This is a genomic window from Planococcus citreus (assembly GCF_003664125.1).
Classification (GTDB): Bacteria; Bacillota; Bacilli; order Bacillales_A; family Planococcaceae; genus Planococcus; species Planococcus citreus.
In genome coordinates this window covers 762,867-789,630 of sequence record NZ_RCCP01000001.1, presented here as the reverse complement: position 1 = coordinate 789,630, position 26,764 = coordinate 762,867, and the positions used below count along the sequence as shown (strand labels likewise).

At 41.7% G+C, this 26,764-nt stretch carries 21 protein-coding genes and 2 pseudogenes; 20 read left to right on the top strand and 3 right to left on the bottom strand.

The genetic code is table 11. The features are described 5' to 3' along the window. Nucleotides 1-5: 5 nt before the first annotated feature. The 6 genes from DFR62_RS03925 (at nucleotide 6) to DFR62_RS17625 (ending at nucleotide 6,355) form a co-directional block, all read left to right on the top strand. A complete protein-coding gene (locus DFR62_RS03925; protein WP_121298156.1) occupies nucleotides 6-1,100 on the top strand; it encodes a glycosyltransferase family 4 protein in 1,095 nt (364 codons plus the stop codon). Nucleotides 1,101-1,115: 15 nt separating this feature from the next. After that, nucleotides 1,116-2,225 (top strand): DegT/DnrJ/EryC1/StrS family aminotransferase, encoded by a 1,110-nt coding sequence (locus tag DFR62_RS03920; protein WP_121298155.1) that lies wholly within the window; start codon nucleotides 1,116-1,118, stop codon nucleotides 2,223-2,225. Beyond that, nucleotides 2,222-3,292: a non-hydrolyzing UDP-N-acetylglucosamine 2-epimerase gene (gene wecB, locus DFR62_RS03915; protein WP_121298154.1), complete on the top strand. Its 1,071-nt coding sequence runs from the start codon at nucleotides 2,222-2,224 to the stop codon at nucleotides 3,290-3,292. The genes DFR62_RS03920 and wecB overlap by 4 nt, the downstream gene beginning before the upstream one ends. 53 nt (nucleotides 3,293-3,345) lie before the next feature. Next, nucleotides 3,346-4,053, top strand: coding sequence for an N-acetyltransferase (locus tag DFR62_RS03910; protein ID WP_121298153.1), 708 nt, complete (start codon nucleotides 3,346-3,348; stop codon nucleotides 4,051-4,053). A 199-nt stretch (nucleotides 4,054-4,252) separates the two neighbouring features. Then, the gene (locus DFR62_RS03905) at nucleotides 4,253-5,485 is read left to right on the top strand and encodes an O-antigen ligase family protein (RefSeq protein WP_121298152.1); all 1,233 of its coding nucleotides are present in this window, start codon (nucleotides 4,253-4,255) and stop codon (nucleotides 5,483-5,485) included. Between the two features lie 717 nt (nucleotides 5,486-6,202). Next, a complete protein-coding gene (locus tag DFR62_RS17625) occupies nucleotides 6,203-6,355 on the top strand; it encodes a terminase gpP N-terminus-related DNA-binding protein (protein WP_121298151.1) in 153 nt (50 codons plus the stop codon). Between the two features lie 360 nt (nucleotides 6,356-6,715). Here DFR62_RS17625 and DFR62_RS03895 read toward each other — a convergent pair whose 3' ends face one another. Beyond that, nucleotides 6,716-8,908 (bottom strand): cell wall-binding repeat-containing protein, encoded by a 2,193-nt coding sequence (locus tag DFR62_RS03895; RefSeq protein WP_121298150.1) that lies wholly within the window; start codon nucleotides 8,906-8,908, stop codon nucleotides 6,716-6,718. A 678-nt stretch (nucleotides 8,909-9,586) separates the two neighbouring features. On the opposite strand from DFR62_RS03895, the gene DFR62_RS03890 reads away from it, so the two are divergent. The 13 genes and pseudogenes from DFR62_RS03890 to galE all read left to right on the top strand — a co-directional run. After that, the gene (locus DFR62_RS03890; RefSeq protein WP_121298149.1) at nucleotides 9,587-9,805 is read left to right on the top strand and encodes a cell wall-binding repeat-containing protein; all 219 of its coding nucleotides are present in this window, start codon (nucleotides 9,587-9,589) and stop codon (nucleotides 9,803-9,805) included. Between the two features lie 257 nt (nucleotides 9,806-10,062). Further along, complete coding sequence (gene nagE, locus DFR62_RS03885; protein WP_121298148.1) at nucleotides 10,063-11,976, top strand: N-acetylglucosamine-specific PTS transporter subunit IIBC; 1,914 nt, start codon at nucleotides 10,063-10,065, stop codon at nucleotides 11,974-11,976. Between the two features lie 62 nt (nucleotides 11,977-12,038). Next, a complete protein-coding gene (gene nagA, locus DFR62_RS03880) occupies nucleotides 12,039-13,199 on the top strand; it encodes an N-acetylglucosamine-6-phosphate deacetylase (RefSeq protein WP_121298147.1) in 1,161 nt (386 codons plus the stop codon). Nucleotides 13,200-13,204: 5 nt separating this feature from the next. After that, nucleotides 13,205-13,945, top strand: coding sequence for a glucosamine-6-phosphate deaminase (gene nagB, locus DFR62_RS03875; protein WP_121299480.1), 741 nt, complete (start codon nucleotides 13,205-13,207; stop codon nucleotides 13,943-13,945). Nucleotides 13,946-13,950: 5 nt separating this feature from the next. After that, complete coding sequence (locus DFR62_RS03870) at nucleotides 13,951-14,673, top strand: GntR family transcriptional regulator (RefSeq protein WP_121299478.1); 723 nt, start codon at nucleotides 13,951-13,953, stop codon at nucleotides 14,671-14,673. 19 nt (nucleotides 14,674-14,692) lie between these two features. Further along, nucleotides 14,693-14,962 (top strand): HPr family phosphocarrier protein, encoded by a 270-nt coding sequence (locus tag DFR62_RS03865; protein ID WP_121298146.1) that lies wholly within the window; start codon nucleotides 14,693-14,695, stop codon nucleotides 14,960-14,962. A gap of 29 nt (nucleotides 14,963-14,991) precedes the next feature. Further along, entirely contained in the window at nucleotides 14,992-15,723 is a 732-nt protein-coding gene (locus DFR62_RS03860; protein ID WP_121298145.1) for an SIS domain-containing protein, read from the top strand. A 534-nt stretch (nucleotides 15,724-16,257) separates the two neighbouring features. Further along, nucleotides 16,258-16,803 (top strand): annotated as a pseudogene (locus DFR62_RS03855) (sugar transferase); the annotation flags it as partial. A 40-nt stretch (nucleotides 16,804-16,843) separates the two neighbouring features. Next, the gene (locus tag DFR62_RS03850; protein ID WP_121298143.1) at nucleotides 16,844-17,626 is read left to right on the top strand and encodes a glycosyltransferase family 2 protein; all 783 of its coding nucleotides are present in this window, start codon (nucleotides 16,844-16,846) and stop codon (nucleotides 17,624-17,626) included. A 60-nt stretch (nucleotides 17,627-17,686) separates the two neighbouring features. After that, the gene (murJ, locus tag DFR62_RS03845; protein WP_121298142.1) at nucleotides 17,687-19,186 is read left to right on the top strand and encodes a murein biosynthesis integral membrane protein MurJ; all 1,500 of its coding nucleotides are present in this window, start codon (nucleotides 17,687-17,689) and stop codon (nucleotides 19,184-19,186) included. 77 nt (nucleotides 19,187-19,263) lie between these two features. Then, nucleotides 19,264-20,502 carry an O-antigen ligase family protein gene (locus DFR62_RS03840; protein ID WP_121298141.1) on the top strand — a complete coding sequence of 413 codons (1,239 nt, stop codon included), beginning with the start codon at nucleotides 19,264-19,266 and terminating at the stop codon, nucleotides 20,500-20,502. A 63-nt stretch (nucleotides 20,503-20,565) separates the two neighbouring features. Next, nucleotides 20,566-21,630 (top strand): glycosyltransferase family 2 protein, encoded by a 1,065-nt coding sequence (locus DFR62_RS03835; protein ID WP_158290860.1) that lies wholly within the window; start codon nucleotides 20,566-20,568, stop codon nucleotides 21,628-21,630. Nucleotides 21,631-21,921: 291 nt separating this feature from the next. Continuing rightward, nucleotides 21,922-22,932 (top strand): annotated as a pseudogene (gene galE / locus DFR62_RS03830) (UDP-glucose 4-epimerase GalE); the annotation flags it as partial. 323 nt (nucleotides 22,933-23,255) lie between these two features. On the opposite strand, the gene DFR62_RS03825 reads toward galE, so the two are convergent. Then, nucleotides 23,256-23,552, bottom strand: coding sequence for a YrhK family protein (locus DFR62_RS03825; protein WP_121298138.1), 297 nt, complete (start codon nucleotides 23,550-23,552; stop codon nucleotides 23,256-23,258). A gap of 399 nt (nucleotides 23,553-23,951) precedes the next feature. On the opposite strand from DFR62_RS03825, the gene DFR62_RS03820 reads away from it, so the two are divergent. Next, the gene (locus DFR62_RS03820) at nucleotides 23,952-24,836 is read left to right on the top strand and encodes a glycerophosphodiester phosphodiesterase (RefSeq protein ID WP_241663173.1); all 885 of its coding nucleotides are present in this window, start codon (nucleotides 23,952-23,954) and stop codon (nucleotides 24,834-24,836) included. Nucleotides 24,837-25,040: 204 nt separating this feature from the next. Here DFR62_RS03820 and DFR62_RS03815 read toward each other — a convergent pair whose 3' ends face one another. Next, nucleotides 25,041-26,261, bottom strand: a complete 1,221-nt coding sequence (locus DFR62_RS03815; protein WP_158290849.1) for an IS4 family transposase — start codon at nucleotides 26,259-26,261, stop codon at nucleotides 25,041-25,043. Nucleotides 26,262-26,764 lie beyond the last annotated feature (503 nt).

The window sequence follows — 26,764 nt, the reverse complement described above, 5'->3', positions numbered from 1 at the left end:
CATTAATGAAAATTTGTCATATGACATCAGTCCACTCACCTTTTGATATAAGAATTTTTATAAAAGAATGTACTTCACTTGCGCAGACAGGTTTTGAAGTCCATTATATTGTTCCTGGAATAGAAGATACTAAAGTAAAGGATGTTTTTATACATGGAATAAGTAAAGGGAGTGGGAATAGAATTCATCGAATGACTACAACTGTGAATTCAGTTTATATGAAAGCACTTGATATAAATGCAGATGTATACCATTTTCACGATTCTGAACTTATTCCGATAGGTCTTAAACTTAAAAGGAAAGGCAAAACAATTATCTATGATATACATGAGGATTTGCCCAGAGCACTACTTTCTAAAAAGTGGATTACCCCTTTAATTAGAAAGCCGTTGGCAAATCTATTAGAAATTTATGAAAACAATTCTGCTAAAAAATTTGATTATCTTATAACAGCGACTCCATTTATTACTGAACGTTTTATTCGTATAAACTCAAATACTACTAATATCAATAACTATCCGTTATTGAAAGAATTACAATCGACGTCCGATAAGGAACAGCGATTTAAGCGGAAACAAGTTTGTTATGTTGGAGGACTTGGATCTATAAGAGGCTCGAACCAGTTACTTGAAGCTGCAAATTTTATAAATGGTACTATACAGGTTGCTGGTCCTTTAAGTCCCAAGGAATTAGAGGATAAATTAAATGTTCATGGTTCTTTCAACTATTTAGGAAATATAAGTCGTGAAGAAGTAAAAGAACTTCTTTCAGCCTCTATGGCAGGAATTGTTACTTTTCTTCCAGAACCAAATCATATAAACGCTCAACCAAATAAAATGTTTGAATATATGTCGGCCGGGATTCCAGTTATTTGTTCTAATTTTCCTTTATGGCGGAGTATCATTGAACGACATAACTGTGGAATATGTGTAGATCCAGAAAGCCCCAAAGATATATCTTCAGCTATAAATTACCTATTTGAAAATCCTGAAATTGCAAAAAAAATGGGGGAAAATGGACGGAGAGCTGTTGAAGGCGAATACAATTGGGAAAGAGAAAGTCAGAAATTGATTAGTATTTACCAAAAAATTAATAAATGAAAGTAGGAATAAATTGTGAAAGTAAATATGCTAGATTTATCTGAACAGTACAAAGTGTTAAAAGATGAAATAATAGAATCCTTAGATAGTGTAATGTCTTCATCTCAATTTATTCTTGGAGATAATGTAAAAAAATTAGAATCAAATGTCGCAGAATATAGTAATACTACTAATGGGATAGGAGTAGCAAATGGTAGTGATGCAATACATATTGCACTTCAAGCTGCAGGTATTAAAACCGGGGACGAAGTTATTACCACCTCTTTTACATTTTTTGCAACTGGAGGTGCTATTGTACGCGCTGGAGCAACTCCAGTTTATGTAGATATTGATCCTATTACTTTTAATATTGATCCAACTAAAATTGAAGCTGCAATAACAGATAAAACAAAAGCGATTATACCTGTTCATTTGTATGGCCAGATGGCAGACATGGAAGCGATTAAAGCTATTGCTGATAAATATAAAATAATAATTATTGAAGATGCGGCTCAGGCTATCGGATCACGACAAAATGGTAAAACGGTTGGAGAAATTGGAACTGCTGCAACTTATAGCTTTTTCCCTACAAAAAATTTAGGAGCTTATGGCGATGCGGGAATGATTATTACAAATAATGATGAATTAGCTGAGCAAGCTCGTGTTATAAGAGTTCACGGCAGTAAACCAAAGTATTATCATCATGTGCTTGGGTATAACAGTCGTCTCGATGAAATGCAAGCAGCTATTCTAAATGTAAAATTTTCACACTTAGAAAAATGGTCAGATGATAGAAGAAGACACGCTGCAGTTTATACAAAACTTTTAAATGAAAAATTATCAGATGTAATTCAAACACCAATTGTAAAGGAAGGAAATCATCATGTTTTCCACCAATATACTTTAAGAGTTCCTAACCGTGATGATTTACAGAGGTTTTTAAAAGAACAAGGTATTGCTACAATGATCTACTATCCTATGCCGCTCCACTTACAACCTGTTTTTGAAGATTTAGGTTATGTAGAAGGCGATTTGCTAGAAACAGAAAAAGCGGCAAAAGAGGCGATTTCTTTACCAATGTATCCTGAATTACCTCGCGAACATCAAGAATATGTAGTTAAGAAGATTGTGGAGTTTTACTCATGAAGATTATGACAATTGCAGGAACTAGACCTCAACTTGTGAAAATTGGAGCGGTTTCTAGAATACTTAGAGAATCTTTTAATGAAATATTAGTGAACACAGGACAGCATTATGATTATAAAATGGCAGGTGTGTTTTTTGACGAACTAAAAATTCCTAAACCAGACTATGATTTAGGAGTTGGTTCAGATTCACATGGGAGACAAACTGGTCGAATGATGATTGCATTAGAAGAAGTAGTAGAAAAAGAAAAGCCTAGTGCGATTTTAGTTTACGGGGATACGAATTCTACATTAGCTGGAGCGATAGTAGCGGCTAAACTGCATATTCCAATAATTCATATTGAAGCAGGGCTGAGAAGCTATAATAAAAAAATGCCAGAAGAGTTAAATAGAATCCTTACTGATCATATTTCTACTTTGCTTTTTACTCCGACAGAAAATGCTGGGGATAACTTGAAAAGAGAGGGAATAGAAGAAGGGGTACATCAAGTTGGAGATGTAATGTATGACGCAGTTAAATTTAATATTGGTTTAGCAGAAGAAAAATATAAGTTAGATGATTTTGCGTTAGAAGAAAAAGGATACATTTTAGGGACTATTCATAGAGCGGACAATACAGACAATCCAGAACGTTTAAGAGCAATACTGGAGGCTTTTAGTGAAGTCAAAGAAATTATTTACTTACCTTTACACCCGAGAACTAAGAAGATGATTGAAAACAGTGGGTTCCAGAGCATCGTAGAGCAATCAGAAAACATTAGAATTGTAGAGCCTATATCTTATTTGGAAATGTTATTTTTAGAAAAAAACGCTAAAGCTATTGTTACGGATTCGGGTGGAGTTCAGAAAGAAGCATATTTTGCAAAAGTGCCTTGTTTAACTTTAAGAGATCAAACTGAATGGGTTGAAACTATTGAGACAGGCTGGAATCAGCTAGTAAATCCTCTTGAAGAGAACTTATCAGTAAAAATTTCTAATTTGACCGTTGGAGAACCCATTGAAAATTTGTACGGCGACGGGCAAGCTGCTCAAAAGATTACTTCAATTATACAAAAACAATTTATTTAAAAAGAAGAGTTAGTCTGAAGTCAGACTAACTCTTCTTTTAAGGAGGAACTTTAATGACAATCGAAAAAGGTTTTAATGTTGTAATTGATAATGGCGTGAAATTTGGAGAAAATATAAAAATAGGGAACAATGTAGTTATTTACGAAGGTACTGAACTTGGAAACAATGTAATTATTCAAGATAATGCTGTTGTAGGAAAACAACCTACTCGTGCTAAAGCTTCAATTTTACCTGAAGTAAATAAACTCCCCCCTGCTATCATAGGATCGAATGTTACCATCGGCACCTCTGCGATCGTTTATGCTAATGCAATAATAGGTGATGACGTATTTATAGCAGACTTAGCAACTGTACGTGAACGTGTAATTGTAGGAAAGCAAACAATTGTTGGTCGTGGTGTTGCTGTTGAAAATGATTGTAAAATAGGTGAAAATTGCAAGCTTGAGACTAATAGTTATATAACGGCTTATTCTGAATTGGGTGATTATGTATTCATAGCTCCATATGTTGTAACTACAAATGATAATTACATGGGTAGAAGTAAAGAACGATATGATAAATTTAAAGGTGTAACGATAAAAAAAGGGGGGAGAGTAGGAGCAAATTCTATAATACTTCCAGGTAAAACTATTTTTGAAGATGGAACAGTAGCTGCTGGAAGTACAGTTTCACGGGATGTTACCAAAGAAACGTTAGTAGTAGGATCCCCTGCGAGAGAGCTAAGAAAAGTGGCAGAAAATCAGTTGTTAAGAAATCAGTAAAGAGAAGTATATTAAGAAGAAAAATTTTATTATTATTCTATTTGGCATTTTGTCCTTTCCCATTCAATTGGTAAATAAACCTGTTGTTAGCTTACTTATAAAAGGTCACGATTTTCAATGTAACTAATTGTTTGAAACTATTAATTCATTCTCTAATGGGATTTATGGGAATTTTAAGATAGAAAGGCGTTACTAAAACATGAGAAAGTTTTACCACACCGTAATATCAGCTGAGTTTTTCTTTGCTGTATTCTTATTTGTAGGCTACTTTAAAGAAGTAGTTAATTTCCCTATTGATTTAGCGGCAGTTTTTTTAGCTTTTACAATTCTTGCAGTTTTAAAAAGATTATATTTTTTACCCCATATCTCCAAAGTATATTTTTTACCTGTGGGGTTAATTTTACTTTTCATGATGTACTTAATATTTGGTTATTTTTACAGTCCCAATATCATAGCTGCTCAAGAAAAAGTATTAAAAATTATTGTTTTGACTATTCCAGCTGCCATTCTCCCATTTTTTATCTTAAATAAGAAGGAAAATGTTAGAAGGTTAGCTGACTCAATAGTTGTCATCTCTGCGTTTTCTGCACTAGCCATTCTCCCAGTGGCAATAAATAGTATTTCAGGAGTTGGCTTTGTAGGATATGGAGATGGTAATTATCAAGGCTTAGCAAGGCTTACAGGAGCAGGTCTTGTTTTCTTGGCATTTTATCATTTTAATGAAACAAAAAGAAGCAGTGATCGTATTGGTTACAGTATTTTAATATTAATATTCTCTTTTGTGCTTCTATCTACCGGCAGTAGAATGCCAATAATCGCACTTGGTATTTTGGTCATATACTACCTGGCAACAAGTATAAAAGTTTTTAAACACAGTCTGTACATGAAAAAAGAAGTAAAACCTATTATAGGATTATTAATTCTACTAGTACCTTTTTTAACTGTTGCTATCAACAAAGGATATTTTAGTACAGTCTTTAATCGCTTTGAAATACTTTTTTCTGATGGCGGAGGTACAAGCGCAGCTGAGCGAGTTCATAGATTTGATTCATCTCTTTCAATGTGGGGGGATAGACCAATAGCTGGTAATGGTACGGGCAGCTTTGGATATCTTTATAATGGCACGAATCAGAATGATTATCCTCATAATATAGTATTAGAGTTATTGGTTGAAAATGGACTAATTGGTTTAATTCTATTCATTTTTCTGATTACTCAAGTACTATACTTTCTAATTAAAGTTAAGTCGCAAAAACTTTATAGCCCTTTATTGACAGCCTGTGTATTCTTTTTAGTTTACTTTTTTATAAATGCAATGGTCAGTGGCGACATTAATAGCAACCGTATGTTTTTTGCTTCAATTTCGATTTTACTAACAAGTTGTATCTTGATGTTAGACAGGAACAAAGAGAAAATTAGTAAAACATATTAAAATATATTTCAAAATAAATAAGCATATGTAATTTTGTGTCCTTATAAAAGAGAAAATTTAGTTTGTTCATTTACAAATCTACAAAGTTTTAAGAAAATCTAAATACCTTTGTCAACGCCGGTTTATTTTTAGTTCTTCCGCAATTTTGGTAAGCCTCTTTTCGAAAATTATTGTAGTATCAACTCTGATATGAGACGTTCACGAATAGACCTGTAATTTTTTTACCCAAATTGTACTGTGCAGCATTTTTCTGAGGGTTCCTTCCACTTGTATCTAGTCGGATTCACAGCCGGTATTAACGAACACTCAAGAATATACCTCTTCAATCTTCTCGTGTCTTCCAGCATGTGCGCGGGCGCTAAACGTTAATGAAGCCTGAGTTTATCTAGAAACTAACGGTTTTTTTGGCCCAAACCTGAAGTTTTCTTTGTCCAAATGAATATAGAAAAACGTGGGAGAACTAAAGCGGTTCTCCTTCGATCACTTTCTTAACTATCCGGTTATCGATGATGCGCGGTGAGCGTCCAATAACGAAAACCTCGTTTCTTAAAAATAAATGCCTTTCCATTTTTTTCGGAAATGCATTTTTTTATTTTCTTTTGAATGTAAAAGTCTTTTGTCACTGCCGCTGATAAAATTACCCAATAACGCCGTTTTAAAATTCCCCATTTATCAAGGATAATCTATATATACCACGTCGTAGAGGAGTATGTGTCGATGTTGAAAATGGAGGAATTTTTTATGATTCGAAAACTTTATCAAAAAGGATGGTCGTTAACCGCCATAGCTCAAGAGACTGGCTTTGACCGGAAAACTATAAGGAAATACATAAATACCGAACACCTCCTTTGGAACAACAAACGAACGTAACGGGCAAGTAAATTAGATGCGTATATGCCCTATTTAATTCAACGGATTCAAGAAGTAACCAACAATTGTGATATGCAATTCGGAAGTTGTTGAAGAATACCTCTACCATAGTTTGGGTGATACGGATTTCCACTTTGTGAGCCATCTCGCATCATATTACAGAGAAGCGTTGGTCTTTTACGAAGAATTAAAGTAGCGGATTAAATAATACATCTATTATTACAATACCGAACGTATAAAAAAATGGCCGGCATGAGCCTGGTGCTATACCGGACGTATGCTGGCCAACTAGCTACATAATTGAAATTGTAACTTTAAAGCGGCACTACCAAAATAATTGTTCTTCAGGTTTTCTATGGATTATTTTTTCAGCGCTTCATCTAAAGAAACTTTAACGCTATCAGATACAGCGCCTGTGTCTCCAAAGATCGAGAAGCCGTCATACGTGTCCAGTTGTCTATAAGTTGCATCTGGAATTCCCGCTGAGCGAACGAGTAAAATCGGCGCATTATTTTTCGCGGCAAGTACAGATCCCGCTAGCGCATCCGGGAAGTTCATCGCTGTTGCGATATATGCTTTATCGGTGCCAAGTGTGAGTGTGGTCGCTACGATATGCCCAGTTTCATAGCGGTCTTTGCCGCCGAGGCGTGTTGGCTTTGTCAGGGTTTTGAAGACGCTGTTACTCACTGCAATGGTACTGCCGATTACATAGGTAGAAGTAGTGTTTTTCAAAACTACTTTCGTTTCCTCTGGCAAACGATCTGGCCTTGTCAAAAGAATCGGCACGCCGTTTTTCGCAGCATACGATGATACAGATAAGACATCCGGGAAGTTTAAGCCGTTTGCTACAATCGCTTTGTCAGAGTTCAATTTACCTGCAATCAGAGCCGCCGTGTCGAAGCGCGTTTGTCCTCCAATTCGCTCCACGTTCAAATTCATGCGTTTCAAATCGCTTTCCACTTCTGCGGAAACCGCGGATGTACGTCCAAGGACGATGACTTTTTTCGCGCCGAGGCGCTGGATTTCTTGTTTCGTCTCAGGCGTTAATGCGCTTGTTTTCGTCAACAGAATCGGTGCATCTTCCTTGAACGCTAGCGGACCTCCCGCTAGTGCATCCGGGAAATCGGCACCCGTGGCGAGCACAACGACTTCAGACGAATCCCAGCCTTCCCGTGAAATCGCAATTGCAGTCAAATAGCGATTCGAACCTGAAATTCGATTTGTTGATTCAGCGTCGGTTTCTGTGCCTCCACCAGTTGGAATAACTGTGACATCCTTAACTTGTAGTTTTCCTCCGTATCCACTTAAATTTTCTAAAGGTATTTCTGCTTCTATTGTTCCATTTTCAACCAATGTGCTACCACCCGCTATCCGCACTCCATAAGCAACAGGCTGATTACCTACTAAATTAGGTTTTTTAACGTTAATATTAATATTTCTGAAAGTAGTGTTCTTACTGTTAGAAGCTAAAGCAACATTAAATTTTCCTTGGACTTTCACATCTGTAATTGTATTATTTTTATTCATTTCTATCGATAGTGGATCTGCTAGTACACTTATTGCTGTAAATGAATCATTAGTATCAGAGAATGCTACAACTTTTCTGATGTCTACGTTGGAAGCTTGCAGTTTGATGAGCCTTTTGCCGAAGTTATGCCCATGTATATCCTCAATTATAATCTTGTTATTTTCTGGCTTTCCTTTATCGACAATATAGATACCAGATACATCTTCGAATATAATCTTATTATTTTCATCGATATTATGGGTGTTAAGTATTTTTATTCCTTTCAAATGAGCTGAAACTGCAGAGTCTTCAATACCATTTCTTACATAAAGAGATGTTAAATTTCCAGCTGCGTCTCCAATAATACCATTTCCCTTTTTATACATATTTTCGAACTTAAGATTTTCGGCATTTAAGTGATTTCCATTTGCCGAAAAATACACTACAATTGTCCCCCCTGAACTATTTATATCTTTTATATTTTTAAACTTTAAATTTTCGAGTGAAATCTCTCCAAGGTTTTCAGAGTAAAATATTCCATACTGTAGGGGGCCACTATTGAAGTCAAATTCTATATTTTTAAATGACAGATTCCTTTTTAAACTAAAAAGATTTTGATTCGCAGCGAGATGAGCTGAAATCACTACTTGTGGTTCTCCAGTAATCTTTCGCGCTTTGCCAGAATTAACGACGATAGGAGCAGTAACTTTATAAACTCCTGTAGGAAAGTACAAGTCTCCCACATCAGAATTGAAAGCATCCCTTATGGCATTGGTATCATCAGAAACACCGTCTCCTTTTGCCCCAAACGTTTTTATGCTTACACTCTCTTGTTGAAGTATTGTTTGCACGTCTTTAGAAGAATCATAAGAATTTTTTTCTGTTACATCGCCCAGAGTAGTGAAATTATTAGAGAAGTACTCGCTCTGGTTAGATCCTTCTTCCGATTCAGTATCTTTTCCATTACTTGCCACTGCACTATAAGTAAAACCAGTGACGAGCATTATAGATAATGAGATTACTGTAAGGTTTTTTCTTTTGGTCATTATAATCCCCTCATTTCTTCTATTTTTATAATAATAAAAAAGTAGCGAAAGAGTGAAAAAATAATTAATTGTAAAGTGAATAGTAATTCTTATTGCTTACTAAAATTTTAAAAAATAAAAATAAATAAAATTAATGGGTAATAATCTCTATATATAGTGTAAAACAATTGGCTATAAAAGTATATAATTATCCGAATAGACAAAAAAACTTGTAAATATTGATTTTTGTTTATTTTGAATTAGGTAATAAGAATTGCGTTTTTGTTTTTTTGAGGTATTTATATTGTTAATTAGATAAATACGCTCTTTTAAAGAGCTAAAAAGATTTTGAGACTTGTAAAAAAAAACTGAAAATTAGAGCCTATTTACAACGGCGTGAATAGGCTATAAGGTTCAATTGAATTCCGAGGATTTTCTTATCGAATCTGTTAAAGCTTTTGATGTTAATTTCTCAATGTATATCTCGAGATGTTAAAAGCTATAGTATTTGAGTATTAAGTATCGGAAATTCCTATGTGAGGAGTTCGGGAACTTTAATTGCTGAGAGTATTACCGTGAATGCAACGAAGAGAGTCGCTGGTTAAAGTTCGCCAGCGACTCTCTTCGTTTATGAGATTAACTATGAATATTAGACTTAGTTGTTTAAGCCATGGTGGAAGGTATTGTTCTGTGTAGTGAATGAATTTGACCATGGAGCGATTCGGTGGACAAACACGCTTTGATACGGCGGCTTTGATTGCGGGCAAACTGAACTCAGAAAAAGCTGTCGTAGCGAACGACTTGAACTTCCCGGATATCTTGTCCGTATCATCGTATTCCATAAAAAAATGGCGTGCCGATTCTTTTGACGCACACAGACCGTTTAGAGGAAGAAACGAAAACGTCATTGAAGGATAAAACATCTACGTATGTCATCGGCTATCGTAATGGTGTCCCTGTGCTAGACACAATTAGTTATTGAGCAGTTAAAAAAAGAAAGTGAACATTGATTTTGGAGAGAAAGCGTCCTTACAGAGCTATTTTTTTCAAGTGCGAAACTGGAATTCCACTAAGTAACCGCTTATTTATTTTTCGTCACTTGCTAAATTGGTATAGACAACTATACCTCTTGGGGCTATAGTGAGTTTAAGAATACATAAAGGGGTGGAAAATTTATGTTTGGTTTTCTTCAAAAAATAGGGAAATCCTTGATGTTCCCGATTGCGACCTTGCCGGCGGCGGCATTGCTGCTGCGTTTGGGGCAGGACGATGTGTTTGGGATTCCGTTCATGTCAGCAGCAGGCGCGGGGATCATCGATAACTTGGCAATCATCTTTGCCATCGGGATTGCGATGGGGCTTGCACATGATGGCAGCGGGGGAGCGGCATTGGCCGGTGCGATTGCTTATCTGGTCTTAACGTCTGCCATCGTCACGATCAATGAGACGATCGATATGGGCGTCTTTGCTGGGATTATCTCCGGGATTGTCGCAGGTCTCCTGTACAATAAATTCTATAATGTGAAATTTCCGCAATGGCTGGCCTTTTTCGGCGGCAGGCGCTTTGTGCCGATTATCACCGCAGCCGCCATGACGATTTTGGCGGGTGTGCTCGGCGTTGCCTGGCCTCCGATCCAGGATCTTATTGACGGTGCCGGCAACTGGATTTTAAATGCAGGGATGTTTGGCGTTGGCGCTTACGGTTTCTTGAACCGGCTGTTGTTGCCGACGGGGCTTCACCACGTGATCAACACAATTGTCTGGTTTGATTTCGGCACGTTCACGACTGCTAGTGGAGAAGTGGTACGAGGAGAAATTAACCGCTTCTTGCGGGGCGACCCTACGGCAGGGCCATTCCTGTCTGGATTCTTCCCAATTATGATGTTCGGGCTTCCGGCTGCTTGTCTAGCGATGTACGTGGCAGCGAAAAAAGAGCGCAAAGCCCTTGTTGGCGGGATGTTCTTCAGTATCGGCTTTACGTCATTTTTAACAGGAATTACAGAACCGATTGAGTTTACATTCATGTTCTTGTCGCCTGTTTTGTATGTCGTCCACGCGTTACTAACGGGCGTTTCGATGATGGTCGCTTATGCCTTGGATATCCATCACGGTTTCGGCTTTTCTGCCGGAGCGATTGACTATGTGCTGAATTTCGGGCTTGCGACCAACCCGCTCATTTTATTGGTGATGGGACTCGTGTTCGGTGTCATTTACTTCTTCATCTTCTATTTCTTGATTGTCAAACTGGATCTGAAAACACCTGGCCGTGAAGACGAAGACGAGGACGCAGACAATGCGGCTTCAGGCAATAACGCAATTGATGTAAGAGCCTATAACACGATTGAAGCATTGGGCGGCGCGGATAATATTGTCGCGACCGAGTATTGCACGACGCGTCTGCGCATGACCTTGAAAGATGCAGATCTCGTCGATGAAAAAGCCTTGAAGCGCCATGGTGCCATGGGCGTCATGAAAATCAATAAAACGAATGTGCAAGTGGTCATTGGAACGGCTGTGGAATTCTTAGGGGACGCAATGAAACCACGCGTGGCAAACGGCAACCCGGCTCCTGAGGCTGGAACGGAAACCGCAGCGGTTGAAGATACGTCGAATGAGGAACCGGCAATGAAAGAAATCATCCCGAAAGATTTCGAAATGCCGATCCAAGGAAAAATCATTCCGCTATCGGAAGTGCCGGATGACGTGTTTGCAAAAGAAATGATGGGGCCTGGCTTTGCTATCTTGCCAACTGAAAATGTTCTCTATTCACCAGTGGATGGCCGTGTCGTCAGTGTCTTCCCGACGAAGCACGCGATCGGCATCGAGACCGATACCGGCATTGAAATCTTGATTCACGTCGGCTTGGATACGGTGAAACTCGACGGCGAAGGCTTTGAGCTATTCGTAGAACAAGGGCAGCTTGTCCAGCGCGGCGACAAATTGCTGCAGCTCGATCTGGAATTCCTGGATGCCAATGCACCATCTCTGGCGACGCCAGTCATTTTCACCAACCTGACAGACCAAAAAGTCATCATCTTGAAAGATGGCAATCAACCACAAGGAACCCATTCCATTGTGAAAATTGAATAGAAAAACAGAAAAGCCAGGACATCCATCGTGATTCTCCTGGTTTTTCCTAAGGAGGAATCAACGTGAAGAACAGCCTATTGATTTCGGACATCACCATTGCAGATGCGGTGGAAGACAGTTTTGTAGGAGACATCCTGATTGAAGATGGCAAAATAAGCCGCGTGGCCGAAAAGATCGATGTAAAGGCAGACGTTCATATTGAAGCAAGCGGTAAAAATTGGACCGCGTTTCCCGGATTTATCGATGTCCATATTCACGGGGCGGCAGGGCATGATGCGATGGATGCCACGCCAGAAGCCTTGATTGGTTTAGCTGGAGCTTTGCCGAAAGAAGGGACGACCAGTTTTCTCGCGACGACGATGACGCAATCGGATGAGGCCATTTCAGCTGCGTTAGAAAATATCCGTGAGTTTCAAGCTAGTGAAGGGCTGGCGGAGATGCTTGGCGTTCATTTGGAAGGACCGTTTATTTCCGCTGAACGTGCAGGGGCGCAGCCGATTGAACATATTGTCGAAGCGTCATATCCGTTATTTCGCGAATGGCAAAAAAAGAGCGGCAATCAGATCCGCTTGGTTACTTTAGCGCCAGAAACCGGGGGCGCCATGGAGTTTATCAAAAAGCTGAAGGAGGATAAGGTCATTGCTTCCATCGGTCATTCCGATGCCACCTTTGAAGAAGTACAGGCAGCCGTTCGTTCTGGCGCGAGCCACGTGACGCATCTGTATAACCAAATGAGCCCATTCCATCACCGTAAGCCGGGTGTTGTGGGAGCGGCATTGATGGAAGATGGCTTGATGGTCGAAATCATTGCCGATTTCATTCACAGCCATCCCGCATCCGTCGAAATGGCGTATCGGCAAAAAGGGGCGAATCGCCTGATGTTAATTACCGATGCGATGCGTGCGAAAGGCCTGCCCCCGGGCGTTTATGATTTGGGCGGACAGGATGTACAGGTAACGAAAAAAGACGCACGGCTCGCGGATGGAACCTTAGCCGGCAGCATCTTGACGATGGATAGAGCGATTCAGAATGTGCAGTCTATCACCGGCTGCAGCGTCAATGAATTGGTGGCCATGACGTCCGCCAACGCGGCAAACGAACTGGGCTTGGCGGATAAAGGCAAGATCCGTGACGGCGCGGATGCGGACATCGCGATTTTGGATGACGATTTCAACGTCCAATTGACCATTTGCAGAGGAACAATCGCCTACAGGAAGGAATGACTGTCATGAAACTGATACGAGTCGAAAACTACGAAGAGATGAGCAGCAGCGCGGCAAGGTTAGTGGAACAGCAAATCCTGGACAATAGCCGTTCGGTACTCGGACTCGCCACCGGATCGACGCCACTCGGACTGTACGAACAATTGATTCGCGGCGTCCATGAACGCCATATCTCTTACAAGCAAGTTCAAACGATCAGCTTAGATGAATACTGCGGACTTTCAGCGGACCATCCGAACAGCTACCGCTATTTTATGAATGGCCACCTATTCCAGCACATCGACATTCAACTGGACAATACGCATATTCCAGATGGCACAGCTTCTCCGGTTGAAGCTGAATGTCAGCGCTATGAGGCCTTGATTGACAGAATTGGCCCGCCGCATCTGCAAATTCTCGGACTCGGGACAAACGGCCATATCGGCTTTAACGAGCCAGGTACACCTGAAGCGAGTGTGACGCATTGCGTGAAGCTAGAAGAATCGACACGCAAGAGCAATGTGCGGTTTTTCAGCGACTTGGATAGTGTACCAATGCACGCCATTACGATGGGCATTCAGTCGATTCTAAAAAGCGAACAAATTCTTGTGCTTGCTTCCGGCAAAAAGAAAGCGCCGGCAGTGAAGCGGTTTTTGGCTGGCGGGGTCAGCGAAGATTTTCCGGTGTCGTTTTTATGGAAGCATCCTCATGTTACACTCATAGTAGACAAGGAAGCCTATAGCCTGGCAGCGGCAGAAAAGGAGTGATGGCTGTGTTGGACAAACAATCGCCGATTCCCATTTACATTCAAATAGAAGAACAGCTGAAGCAGCAAATTCAGCAAGGCGACTTTTCCGTCGGCACGTCGATTCCTTCCGAACGCGAACTGTCCGAACGCTTTGCGGTCAGCCGCATGACGGTGCGCCAGTCGATCACCAATTTGGTCAATGACGGCTTGTTGTACCGGGAAAAAGGGCGCGGCACGTTCGTGGCCTCTCCAAAGGTGGAGCAGCCGCTCAATGGCTTGACCAGTTTCACAGAAGACATGGAGTCGCGCGGCATGGTGCCGAGCAGCAAGCTGATCGGCTTTGACATTCTGGAGCCGGAATCCGATGTGGCCGAGGAGTTGCAGTTAAACGAAGGCGACCGAGTGTATTTTGTCGAGCGCATTCGTTTTGCGGACGACAAGCCAATGGCCATCGAACGCACCTATTTGCCGGTCAATCGATTTCCGAATTTAACGGAAGAGTCGTTTCAAGGCTCGCTGTATGCGGTGATCGAGAACGAGCAACAACTGAAAATCAGCCACGCCACGCAGCGCATGGAAGCGGGACTCGTGAAAAAAGAAGACGCCGAGTTGCTGCAGATCCAACCGCCCGCAGCGATCTTAATGATTGAACGCATCAGTTTTCTAGAAGGCGACTTGCCATTTGAAGTGGTCCGCAGCACGTACCGGGCCGACCGTTATAAATTCACGACCGAAATTCAGCGGTAAACGAAAAGGAGACATGGACATGATTGAAAAAACGTACACTATCATCAGCGACGAAGGGCTGCATGCACGCCCAGTCTCCAAATTAGTGGGAGCGGTGTCACCGTTTTCTGCGGAGGTCAAAATGCTCTATAAAGAAAGAGAAGTGAACTTAAAGTCCATTATGGGCGTCATGTCACTTGGTGTCTCTAAAGGCCACACCATCAAAATCACAGCCGATGGCAGCGATGAAGAATCCTTGATGGCGAAAGTCGATGAATTGATTGTGACGGAAGGGCTTGGGCAAGCGTAAGAAAGTAAGCGGTTTGGAGTGGGTGTCTGATGTTAAGCGATTATTTTAAACGAGTGAAAGAACGCTTAGAGCTTGTGGAAAGACAAGAGGAGCGGGCGATGCTTGCGGCGGCTGAAAAAGTGTCAGACGCGATCCAAGCAGGCGGCATCGTTCAATTGTTTGGATGCGGCCATTCGCATATTTTGACGGAAGAAGTATTTTACCGCGCCGGTGGATTGGTGCCGGTCAAGCCGATTTTTGTGGAGCCGCTCATGCTTCATGAAGGTGCGGTCCGATCCTCTCAACTGGAGCGGGAAAACGGCTACGCTAGCGAATTCTTGCAGGAACAGGATTTCCGTCCTGGCGATGTCGTCTTTGTCATCTCCACTTCGGGCCGCAATCCGGTACCGGTAGATGTGGCACTCGCGGCTCGCGAGAAAGGCGCATTTGTTATCGGCATCACATCGCTCGAATATTCAGGGAGCCAAGCTTCGCGCCATGACACTGGCAAGTACTTGTCTGATTCGGTAGATCTGGTCATCGACAATCATTCGGTGTCTGGGGACGCCATCTTGTCGTATGAACACGTCGAAGTACCCTTTGGTCCCACTTCTACTGTGGTCGGAGCCACGATGCTGAATGCGATTTTTGCGGAGGCTATCAAGAGAATGGCCGATTCCGGCTTTGCGCCGCCGATTTTTTTGAGCGGCAATATCGACGGGGCGGATGCGCATAATATGCGGCTCATTGAGAAGTATCGGGAGCGGATTTCTTTGTTGTAATGGTTGTGTGGTTGTAATAGTTAGTGTCCCTGTGCACGGAAAGATTCTGATAATAGAAACGCTGACGAGTGGGGATTTGTTGAGAAGTTTGAATGTTTTTGTCCCTGTGCACGATACAATTCAAGTGAAAAGCCAGCAACCGATTGCTGGCTTTTTCTGTGCTTTGCACATAGCCCCTTGATTGATGAAGCGAACAGGTAGTTAGTGACTCAGGTAAAAGAGAAATACAAGAAGAGAGCGAGCAGTGATATTTTCACTGCTCGCTCTCTTTTTCTAGTTAGTTCCCTTATTAAGCAGACTTTAGTTTTTAATGATTGAAAATATTTAACAAAAATTTAACCTAACCAACCTAAACTACTAATAATAGATTTATTCCAAAAAAAGCGGGTGAGGCAAACTGAAAAAAGTTTGTAGAAATCAACTTCAATAGAAACTGGAAGTCGCTCTTCCCTCGTGTGACAAAGCCTATGAATTTTCAACAATGGAGTTATATTTTTGATAAAAGGGGGTTGATTGGAAATGAGAATAATTGAAGTCGCGTTGATACTCGTCTTTTCTGTTTTTGTCGCTATCATTACTTTATTTTTTGCATTGCTGGTTTGTCTTGAAAGTCGAGGCGGCGCATTTTATTCGCAAATTAGGTTAGGAAAAGATGGCCGTAGTTTTAAAATTTATAAATTGCGTTCGATGTATATCGATGCGGAAAAAGACGGTCCTCAATGGGCATTGGCAAACGATCACCGAGTGACCAGGGTGGGCAAGTTCATCCGCAAGACACGGATCGATGAACTGCCGCAATTGTGGAATGTCGTGCAAGGGGATATGTCACTCATAGGGCCGCGCCCGGAAAGGCCGGAACTTGTGGAGGAGTTTGAAAAAGAGATCCCGAATTTCAGCGACCGTTTGGCTGTAAAACCAGGCTTGACCGGGTGGGCGCAAATAAACGGGGGATACGAGTTAACGCCAGCCGAAAAGCTGGCATACGATCTACACTACATCACCAATAAGTCTTTCATGCTAGACATCCAAATCATGCTGCGGACGGCTAAGATCATGTTCACCGGCCACGGCGCCAGATAGCACACATCTTACTAGAGCAACCGATAAAGGGGGGAGCGCTTTGAAAATTGACTATCTCGTCTCCACAATGAATCAGCCTGATGCTTCAGTAGTCGGCAAGATGAATATCGCAGAAGAAAATTACACGGTCATCAATCAAGTGACCGATGGGGAAATGACGCCAGTTGCTAATGTACATGCACCCGGACAAAAGATCTTGAGTGTTCTCGATAAAGGCTTGAGCAAAAGCCGCAACATGGCCATCCGAAATAGCGATGGCGACATTTGTGTAGTTTGCGATGACGATATGGAATACACCTTACCGGCAAAAGACATTGCCCGTTATTACGAGCGTTATCCACAGGCAGATCTTATCTTATTCAAAGTAGACGGCACTACCAAATCGTATTGGGACAAGCCAACAGAAGTGGGCTTTGTGAAATCGATGAAAGCCATGTCAGTGGAAATCACGTTTAGAAGAGACCGCATTGTCTCGAATGGCATAAAATTTGATGAGGATTTTGGGGCCGGTGCAAAATACTTCTTGGGCGAGGAAAACATCTTTTTATGGGATTGTCTGAGGAACGATTTGAAAATTGTCTTTGTGCCTGACTCTATCGGCACGTTGCACAATGACAGGCCTTCCAGCTGGTTTACAGGATATAACAGTTCGTATTTCGTCTCAAAAGGCGCGGTATTTTCCAGGATGAGCAGCTGGTTTTACACACCGCTCGTGTTGCAATTTGCGATTCGGAAACACAAAGAATACCACCACGAAGTTCGTTTTTCCAAAGCCATTACGGATATGTGGAAAGGCAGAAAAGAGCTAATGAAGGATTCATAATAATTTTCCGCATATCACGGATCATTCATATGCGGAAAAGTACTGGCAGAGGGATAAGCCATGAAAAAAGCCGTTGTGTTCTTAATCGTCATTACCATCGTTTCGAAAATCACGGGCCTTTTTCGTGATATTACATTGTCGTTCTTTTACGGAGCGTCAGATATCAGTGATGCTTATATCATATCCATGACAATTGCCATCGCCTTGTTTGACATCGTGGTGACCGGTGTCATCACTGGTTTCATACCGATCTATAAAGAAATCGAAGAGCGCAAAGGAACGGAAGAAGCCAGGGCATTTTCGGGGAACTTATTGAATATCGTCTTGTTATTGGCCCTATTGATTGTTGGGGTAGCACAAGTTTTCACAAAACCGATCGTGCTGGTGTTTGCTTCCGGATTTTCCGGAGAAGTGTTGGAGCTAGCCGTTTCGTTCACACGAATTAGCTTGTTGAGCATCTTTTTCGTCGGAATCTTGTACATTCTGCAAGGCTTTTTACAGGCACAGGAAAAGTTTTACTCCCACGCGTTCATTGGCATTCCGTACAATCTCGTCATCATGCTGTTTATTTGGCTCAGCTCGATCTATAGCGTTTACTTGATCGTCTGGGGCGAGATTATCGGGGTCTTCATGCAAGTGCTGGTGTTATTCATATTCGCCAGAAAGCATGGATTTCGAATTCGGTTCGGTTTGCTGTTCAAAAATGAATACGTCAAGAAAATGCTTTTTCTGTCATTGCCAGTCATTATCGGGGTGTCCACACATCAAATCAATATCTTGATCGACAGAACGCTAGCTTCGAACATCATCGAAGGCGGGATTTCTGCACTCAATTATGGAGACAAGGTCAACCTTATTATTCAAGGAGTGTTCGTGCTGACGATGAGCACTGTGTTGTTTCCTGCTATTTCTAAAATGGCGGTTATCGGGGACAAAATCGGCTTGCGGAAGGCTTTTGAGACAGCTGCAAATGCCATCAATATGATTGTCATCCCCATGTCGCTCTATCTCATGATCTATTCGGAAGATATTGTGATGTTGCTGTTTGGCAGGGGGGCATTTGATGAACAGGCGGTGGAGTTGACGCAACTGGCCTTGTTCGGGTATTCATTCGGGATTTTGGGCTTCGCTTACCGAGAAATCGTGTCCCGCTTTTATTTCGCTTTTCAAGATACGAAGACGCCCATGTATAATTCCTTGATTGCGATCGGCATAAATATTGTCTTGAACATCATCCTTTCTTATTTTTTAGGAATTCTCGGATTGGCTCTCGCGACCAGTATTTCTGTTATTGTGGCAGCTGCCTTATTGATCAGAGGAATCGGACGGAAAGTCTCGGGAATCCAGTATGGGAATCTGTTGAAGACGGCGCTTCGAATTGTTCTTGCGACCATCGCCATGCTGGCCTTGGGAAGAGGGGTCCATTTAGGGCTTGAAGGCAAGCTGTCGGATGACTTGAATTTGATCATCACGTCTGTCGTGTCGGGCTTCATTTACCTGGCATTGGTTCAACTGCTAAAGATATATGATTTCAAGGAGTTTAGGCTAAGCCGCAAGTAATGGGGCAAGGCTATTCCGCTTCTACTAGGTTCTGATCGGTGCTAATAACAGTTACGTTAAAGGCAGGAGTAATCAAAATGATGGATACCAATAACAACAAAAACACAAATATCGTTCTGGCATGCTTGCTCATTACTTCCGTTTATTTGAATGCTTTTTATCTCAATGTCGGATTTTCGCTAAAGCCGTACATGATCATCAGTGCCTTGATTTTTATTTTGGTGCTCTATAAATTTCAAATCCACAAACTGCGGTTTTTTGAAGTGAGCATGCTGGTGTTTTTCATCTTTTATTGCGCGACTGGAATCTTCTCAAGATACCCCCAGGACAGCATCCGGTTAATCGTAGCTATCATTTTGGTACTCATCGTCTACTTCATCATGCGCTATGTGTTCAGCAGCCTATCGATCGCCAAACTGGAGAAAGCCATTTCCATCAGTGGCATCTGGTTTAATGTCATTTCACTCGCTTTGTTTGCCTTCGGTGCACTGACTTTACGCTTTAACTTTGTAGGAAATGGGGTGCGGGCATACGGCATTCTGCTCGATCGCGGCGTCCCGCGCTTGATTGGCACCTTTTCGGATCCCAATATCTTCGCATTCGGAAACTTACTGTTCTTTTATTATTATGTGACACATTTAAAGACCACTACGGCAAAAATTGGCTTGTTATTGTCGTCCACTGCGCTTTTGCTCACTTTTTCACGGGGCGCATATATTGCTGTCTTGCTCGGCGGGCTGTTGTTGTTCCTCACCTCCAAGGCGAAGACCAAATTGAAGATTGTGCTATTGGGGCCGCCAGTCCTGTATTTATTAGTGGCTGGGGCATCTCAAGTATTCAATATGAATATCGCACAAATCGTAGGGGATAGATTCAGTGGGTCGGTGAGCGATAACGGGAGCGGGCGGCTGGAAATTTGGAGGAATGGCCTGCAATTATTTGCTGATAACCAATACTTCGGCATCGGGATCTACAATTACAGAGCCTATAGCAATGCCGTTTTCAACAATGACCACTATATGCACAATACGTTTTTAGAAGTGCTGACTGAGTCTGGCATCATCGGTTTCACCCTTTATATCGCTATCTTTTTGTGGATCTTTTACGACTTCTATCTCCATCGCAGCAAAGCGGTCGATACACGGTATTTAGTGGCTACTTTAATCTCCATGCTCATTTTTATGAGTTCGCTGTCACTGGTTGCGAGTGAAGTGTTTTTCTTAATCTTGGCGGTCATCTGGCGCTATTTATTCGAAATCGAGCAGAACAGGAAGGCAGCATTTGCACTTCACTCCAAGAGTGGAGGAGTAAGCTAAAGGCGTTTCACCGTGAAAGCGAGGACTATGCGGAAATTCAAGGGGCGAGGAAGGGAGCAAGCCATGCATACTATCAGTATAGTGGTACCAGTATATAATGAAGAAAAATTTATTGAAGCTTTTTATCACTCTTTAGCGCAACAGCAAAATTTAGACCGTGAACAGGTGGAGGTCCTCTTTATCGATGGCAACTCCGAAGACCAAACACTGTCCAAACTGCAGGCGCTCCAGCGGGAAAATGAAGGATTTGCCATCAAAATATTGCACAATGAAAAAAGGTATATTTCTTCGGCTTTAAATATCGGACTGAAAGAAAGCACTGGCACCTACATTATTAGGTTAGATGTCCACAGCACTATTCCGTGTGACTACATTAGTCGGATCTACAAGGGATTGGCGGAACATGCTTCTGAATACTGTAATTTCGGCGGTCGCACGGTTGCTAAAGGATACGATAAGACGTCTAAGGTTGTCGCAAAAGCTCTTTCCACGAAATGGGTCATAGGCGGCGCGCAATTTCGCTTTGCCACCACCAAAATGGAAGTAGATTCTCTTTTCCCAGGAGCCTGGCTGAAACAAGATTTGTTGACCGTTGGAGGATGGGATGAGGGTTGGATCATCAATGAAGATGCGGAATTAAATTATCGCTTAAGAAAAGCGACGGATAAAAAAATTATGCTGGACCCCGATATTGTCATCAATTATTTTCCGAGAAATACAGTTGGGAAGCTGGGCAAACAATATTTCAATTACGGTTATTGGCGAACCAAAACAGCTAATAAGCACGAACAATCCATGAGGTTCTCACACCTATTGCCGTTTTTTGCGCTTTGTGCATTGCTGTTTGCGACTGGATTAGCGCTGCTCAGCGTGAACGTCTTCAGCTACTTATTGATTGGTGCTGGTGTATGCTACTTACTTTACCTAACAGCAATGACTATAAGCGAATTTGAGAAAGAGGAAATCCCTTTAGCTGTAGTGGTGATCCCGGTCATTCAGTCTGCATGGATACTCGGCGCATTTAAAGGGTATCTTGTTTTCGGATTCCCTATAAAAGGATACACGCGTCTTTTAAAAGATCTAGTCGTCAGTAAATGGAAAATAAAAGTAAAAGGAATAGCGAGTTAACTCCCTTTAGTAGGAATACTTTTTAGGAGAGGTAAATGTTTGGCCTGACTTGTATTTATTTGGCGCAGAAAAAAAGTCGCCATTTTTATCGTGACTGCTAAATGATAAAGCCGTTCTGAGAGCCTGCCAACGAAATCGAGTGATTTCGTTGGCAGGTTTTTTTGCAGTAGAAGATTGTCACAGGCTTTCTTTTTAACTCGAATTTAACGTTTGTTTCTTAAGATACAAGAGAATCATCTGATTCTTTTTTACTGATTAATAGAAAAGAATATGAAAAAGGGGGAGTGTTATGTGTCTATATTACTAACTGGAGGAGCAGGATTTATTGGTAGTCACGTTGCTGTTGAGCTCTTGGATCATGGCTATGATATCGTAGTTGTGGATAATTTAGACAACAGCCAAATGGAAGTTATCACACGCATTCAAGAGTTGACTGCCAAAGGTTTTCCGTTTTATAAACTCGATTTAATGGACAGTGAGCGCTTAGACCAAGTATTTGCTGAGCATGCCATTGAGGCTGTCATGCATTTTGCTGGACTCAAAGCAGTTGGGGAATCAGTTGAGAAGCCACTAGCATATTACGAAAACAATATCACCGGTACTTTGAATTTGTGTAAAGTGATGAGCAAGTATGGAGTGAAGCAAATGGTCTTCAGTTCCTCTGCAACTGTTTATGGCACACCGGCTAGTTTGCCGATTGACGAAAGTTTTCCGCTTTCTGCGACCAATCCATATGGGCGTACGAAATTGATGATCGAGGAAATGCTAGCGGATTTGGTTGTTTCAGACGCTTCTTGGAGCATAGCCGTTCTGCGGTATTTCAACCCAGTCGGCGCTCATGAAAGTGGCAGAATCGGTGAAAGTCCAATGGGGCCCCCCAATAACCTTATGCCGTATATTACACAAGTAGCGGCTGGCAAGCGGGAGCAGCTCCAGATTTTTGGAGCGGATTACGAAACAATGGACGGGACCGGGGTGAGAGATTATATTCACGTATGCGACTTGGCTAGTGGTCATTTAAAAGCACTCAATTATTTAAAAAACCACACAGGAATCGATTCCTTTAATCTTGGAACGGGTGTCGGGTATAGCGTATTGGACATGATCGCAGCCTTTCGCAAGGTCAGTGGCATTGAAATTCCTTTTCAAATTTCAGAAAGACGTCCTGGGGATGTGGCTGCCTGCTACGCTAACTCACAAAAAGCACAAACAGTTCTCGGATGGCGGGCAGTAAAAAGTTTAGAAGATATGTGCAGGGACTCCTGGAGATGGCAAACTGAAAATCCAGAGGGCTATACAGAGCGCATTCCAAACACCATCCTCAATTTTTATGTTCCTGCTGAAGAAGTTCTTTTGCAAGATGCTGAGATCTCACAAGATTATACAGAGGCAGAAATTGGTTAGTGTCCCTGTGCAGGGAACTATTCTGACTACTCAAATACTGACGGGTGGGGATTTTTGGGGAGGTTATACCTTTTTTGTCCCTGTGCACGACACAATTCAAGTGAAAAGCCAGTAATCGGATCAACCGATTACTGGCTTTTAGCTATTTCTTTTATTCTGTGAAAAAGCGGATACGAGATTGATGTCGATAGTGTAGTGTTAAGATCCTTTATGCCGACTAGTCAGATCCCGGAGTTGTCATCAGAGCCAGCTTTTCCCTGGATATTCTTTAAATGGACTTCACTGAATATGCGCATCAGCGGACGAACGAGAAGCTCGATGCTTCCAAAAAGAAAGAACCAGATCGCTATTGTTTCAGTTTCCTTCCAAAAGAACAAAACACTGCCGAGTATGAACCAAACCGCGATTAGAACATCGTTGACATTGTAGTAGAACTTATAGCGGTTGCGAATAATAAGCTCGTGATTTTTTGAGCTGAACTCGATTTCCGAAGAATCATTTCCGTTTTTTTGTGGCATTGGTGAATGCACCCCCTATAGATACGGTGCCATTTCCGTTTTTTCATTCCTAATTTGTTGCTGTTTCATTTTTTCTATACCCTAAACTGACAAAAACCAAAAGGTCTTCTTTTTTCCGAATGTGTTCCTTGTCGTTTCTTAATGGTGTTAATACTGTTTCTTAATGTCCAAAAATTGAGGGGATTGTTTGTCAAGAAATTGATGGATATAATGTCCTTAATAACTCTGGAGAAAGGAAAAGGCGCCACCCTATGTATCGGCATTACCAGTAGCTTGAGGGGAGGCGTCTTCTCAAAAACCATCATAATTGTTTTTGATCATAGTTTAGCAGTATTAAAAAGTCGCGTCCCTGTGTCGAAGACGATTCAGCGTATTCATAACACTATAATGTGAATGATGGTGATAATATTGAAAAAACTGTTAATTATACTAGTGGTAGCGATGATCTGTGCGGCTGTTTATATTTTAGGGGATGCTGGTAAAAATGATCAGCAGTCTGCTTTATTGGACGAAGATGCCTTTCTTTTAATTGCTCATCGGGGGGCAAGCGCATTTGCCCCTGAGCATACTTTGGCATCTTATCAGCTGGCGGTAGATATGGATGCAGACTATATTGAAATTGATTTACAGATGACAAAAGATGGGGTTCTGGTTGCCTTCCATGACGATACTGTGGACCGCACGACCGATGGCAGCGGAAAAGTAGCGGAAATGGACTGGGCAGACATTAAAAAACTGGATGCGGGTTCTTGGTTTAATGCCGAAAATCCGGACAGAGCGAAAGATGAGTACGTAGGCATTCAAGTTCCGACGCTTGAGGAAATCTTTACAGCTTTCGGTGACAGTGCCAATTATTACATTGAAACCAAGCAACCGGCTGAAAGTGAAGAAATGGAAGAGAAGCTGCTGGAATTGCTTGATCGGTTTGAGTTGGTGGAAGAGTCTCAAGCGGATGGGAAAGTGATTATCCAGTCATTTAGTGCAGACAGTTTAAAGACGATTCATGAATTGGACGACGATATACCACTCATCCAATTGATAGACGACTCGGAGCAAGTAATCCCTTCCCCTGAAACTTTTGAGTTGTATAGTGAATATGCCGTCGGTATTGGCGTTAGTCACAGGAAAGCGGACGAGGCCTATATTGCTGCTGCAAGAGAAGCCGGCTTATTGGTCCATCCTTTTGTTGTCGACAAACTGGCAGAAGGGAAGAAGCAGAAAGCCTGGGGAGCAACTGGGATCTTCACGAATAATATTGAAGCTGTAAGCAGTTTGAAGCGATGAGATCTGTGATAAAAGTTAAGTTGTGTCCCTGTGTTCGGGAATATTCTGAAAACAGGAATACTTTCGGATGGGGATTCGCGTCTGTATATGTGTGGAATTGTCCCCACTAGCGTTGCATAGAATCCATAATTACTAAGAAGAGCTAAAATATCCCACCATTGAAGAAAAAGAAATTGAGGGTAGCCAAAATTCGTTTTCCTTTTTTTAACTTTTTTGATGTTTATGGATATAATGATGTTTTGAAATCGGTCTTACAATGGCATGATCTTCCCCAAAATCGATTTGGACGGGGCGAGATATTGGGATTTTCTGGCGTCCTTTGCTTTTTCTCAACGGGCGGGTCATGTACGCGAGGAAATCATCCAGTGTCTTATAGATGTAGGCCCGGATCGCTCTTAAAAACGCCCAGGCCGAGACATTCGGCAACTGGGTAAGCCGCAAAATCTCGGAAAGTGCAAAGGTGATTAACGTTAGAAACATTTGGTTCCAGATCCCCTTTGGGGATTCGCTATATAAGTGACTCACTTTCAGGTGTTGCTTGATCCATTTGAAGAACAATTCGATATACCATCGGTTTTTATAAGCATCGAGAATTTCCTTTTCACTGAGTTCAAGCCGAGTGGTGATCAGGTGATAATGGGTATTTTTTTCATCGACGAATTCAATGTAGCGTAACTTTTTCTTATGTGTCCGCATGGACACCAGTTCGTCTTTCAACACATTCGGTAGTTCCGGTGTGTAAGCCCGTAACGTCTCTGTTCGAAAATCGTGACGGACACGCACGAGGAAATCAATGTTCCGCTCCATCCAACCGCCCATCTTGGTTTTATGCCCATAACCGCGGTCCATGATATACAATGGACTATCGGCGTCAATGATATGGTTCGCCGCATCCACATCGGCCATGTTGCCTGTGGAAGGAATCATTTTTTCCGGAAAGACGCTGTTGGCGGAAGCAACTACTAGGCGGATGTGCAGTTTGATGCCACTGGACACCTTGGAAATGGCGGTCCAGTTCGAAGCGCTATCCGGCAGTTTCACATAGGTCGCATCGATGATGCGTAGAATTCCTACATGGGGATTCATTCCTCCTGCGTGTCGCTGTAGAATCCAATAATGACGAGCCAACCGTCCCAGTAGATCCGCTAAATGAGCTGTATTCAATTCGTTCAATCGACGACTAATCTGTGAATGGCTAATGGATTTTAGGTTCAATTCTTGTTGGAAAGATTGTTCAGGCCCAACGTTTAAAGCAATCGTCCGGTGGGATTCCCATTTGCTTAAAACCGCCATGATCATGAGTTTTACCAACGAAAAATCGGTTAGTTTTTTCGCGTCATAATTGTACAGCGGACAAGCCAACGTATTGATCGGGAGGAGTTGTAAATATTGACGAAAGACTTTCGTTTCGTCTACACTCTTCATAAGGGAGCTCCTTTCTGTAGAGTCATAAACTGATTTAGTCGTCGGTTTCATTCTACGTTGAGGGCTCCCCTTTTTGTATTTAGTTGTTTACCTTTGGATTTTCCTTACAAGTAATCCTATTCATGTAAGCTATGCAACGCTAGTGAATTGTCCCTGTGTCAGACACAATTCAAGAAAGTAGCCGCCAGTTCAGATTTTAACTGGCGGCTACTTTCTTTGCATCTGCTGAAAAAAAGGCTTTTTTTGATCAAATCCGGGAAGTAGAGGGAAGGCGTAGCGAAGGAAATACGCTTATTTTTACATAAAATAAGACGAAGAATGGCAAAATGGAGCTTAACTCTAGTCATTTTTACAGGTCATAATAGCTTTAATAAACTAATGACCATTTTCGTTTAAAAAAGGAAAAAATATCTATACAAGTGGACCATAAAAACTATATAATGATAAAAGTTAGAATAGAGCGACAAATTTTATTCCGCTTTAGCGGCCAGAAGAAATCCAAC

Coding starts and splice junctions, on each gene's coding strand:
- wecB (WP_121298154.1), top strand. CDS start 2,222: ATGAAGATTATGACAATTGCAGGAACTAGACCTCAACTTGTGAAAATT.
- DFR62_RS03815 (WP_158290849.1), bottom strand. CDS start 26,261: ATGAAGAGTGTAGACGAAACGAAAGTCTTTCGTCAATATTTACAACTC.
- DFR62_RS03925 (WP_121298156.1), top strand. CDS start 6: ATGAAAATTTGTCATATGACATCAGTCCACTCACCTTTTGATATAAGA.
- DFR62_RS17625 (WP_121298151.1), top strand. CDS start 6,203: ATGTTGAAAATGGAGGAATTTTTTATGATTCGAAAACTTTATCAAAAA.
- DFR62_RS03825 (WP_121298138.1), bottom strand. CDS start 23,552: ATGCCACAAAAAAACGGAAATGATTCTTCGGAAATCGAGTTCAGCTCA.
- DFR62_RS03860 (WP_121298145.1), top strand. CDS start 14,992: ATGTTAAGCGATTATTTTAAACGAGTGAAAGAACGCTTAGAGCTTGTG.
- DFR62_RS03905 (WP_121298152.1), top strand. CDS start 4,253: ATGAGAAAGTTTTACCACACCGTAATATCAGCTGAGTTTTTCTTTGCT.
- DFR62_RS03835 (WP_158290860.1), top strand. CDS start 20,566: ATGCATACTATCAGTATAGTGGTACCAGTATATAATGAAGAAAAATTT.
- murJ (WP_121298142.1), top strand. CDS start 17,687: ATGAAAAAAGCCGTTGTGTTCTTAATCGTCATTACCATCGTTTCGAAA.
- DFR62_RS03910 (WP_121298153.1), top strand. CDS start 3,346: ATGACAATCGAAAAAGGTTTTAATGTTGTAATTGATAATGGCGTGAAA.
- DFR62_RS03895 (WP_121298150.1), bottom strand. CDS start 8,908: ATGACCAAAAGAAAAAACCTTACAGTAATCTCATTATCTATAATGCTC.
- nagB (WP_121299480.1), top strand. CDS start 13,205: ATGAAACTGATACGAGTCGAAAACTACGAAGAGATGAGCAGCAGCGCG.
- DFR62_RS03840 (WP_121298141.1), top strand. CDS start 19,264: ATGATGGATACCAATAACAACAAAAACACAAATATCGTTCTGGCATGC.
- DFR62_RS03865 (WP_121298146.1), top strand. CDS start 14,693: ATGATTGAAAAAACGTACACTATCATCAGCGACGAAGGGCTGCATGCA.
- DFR62_RS03890 (WP_121298149.1), top strand. CDS start 9,587: ATGAATTTGACCATGGAGCGATTCGGTGGACAAACACGCTTTGATACG.
- nagE (WP_121298148.1), top strand. CDS start 10,063: ATGTTTGGTTTTCTTCAAAAAATAGGGAAATCCTTGATGTTCCCGATT.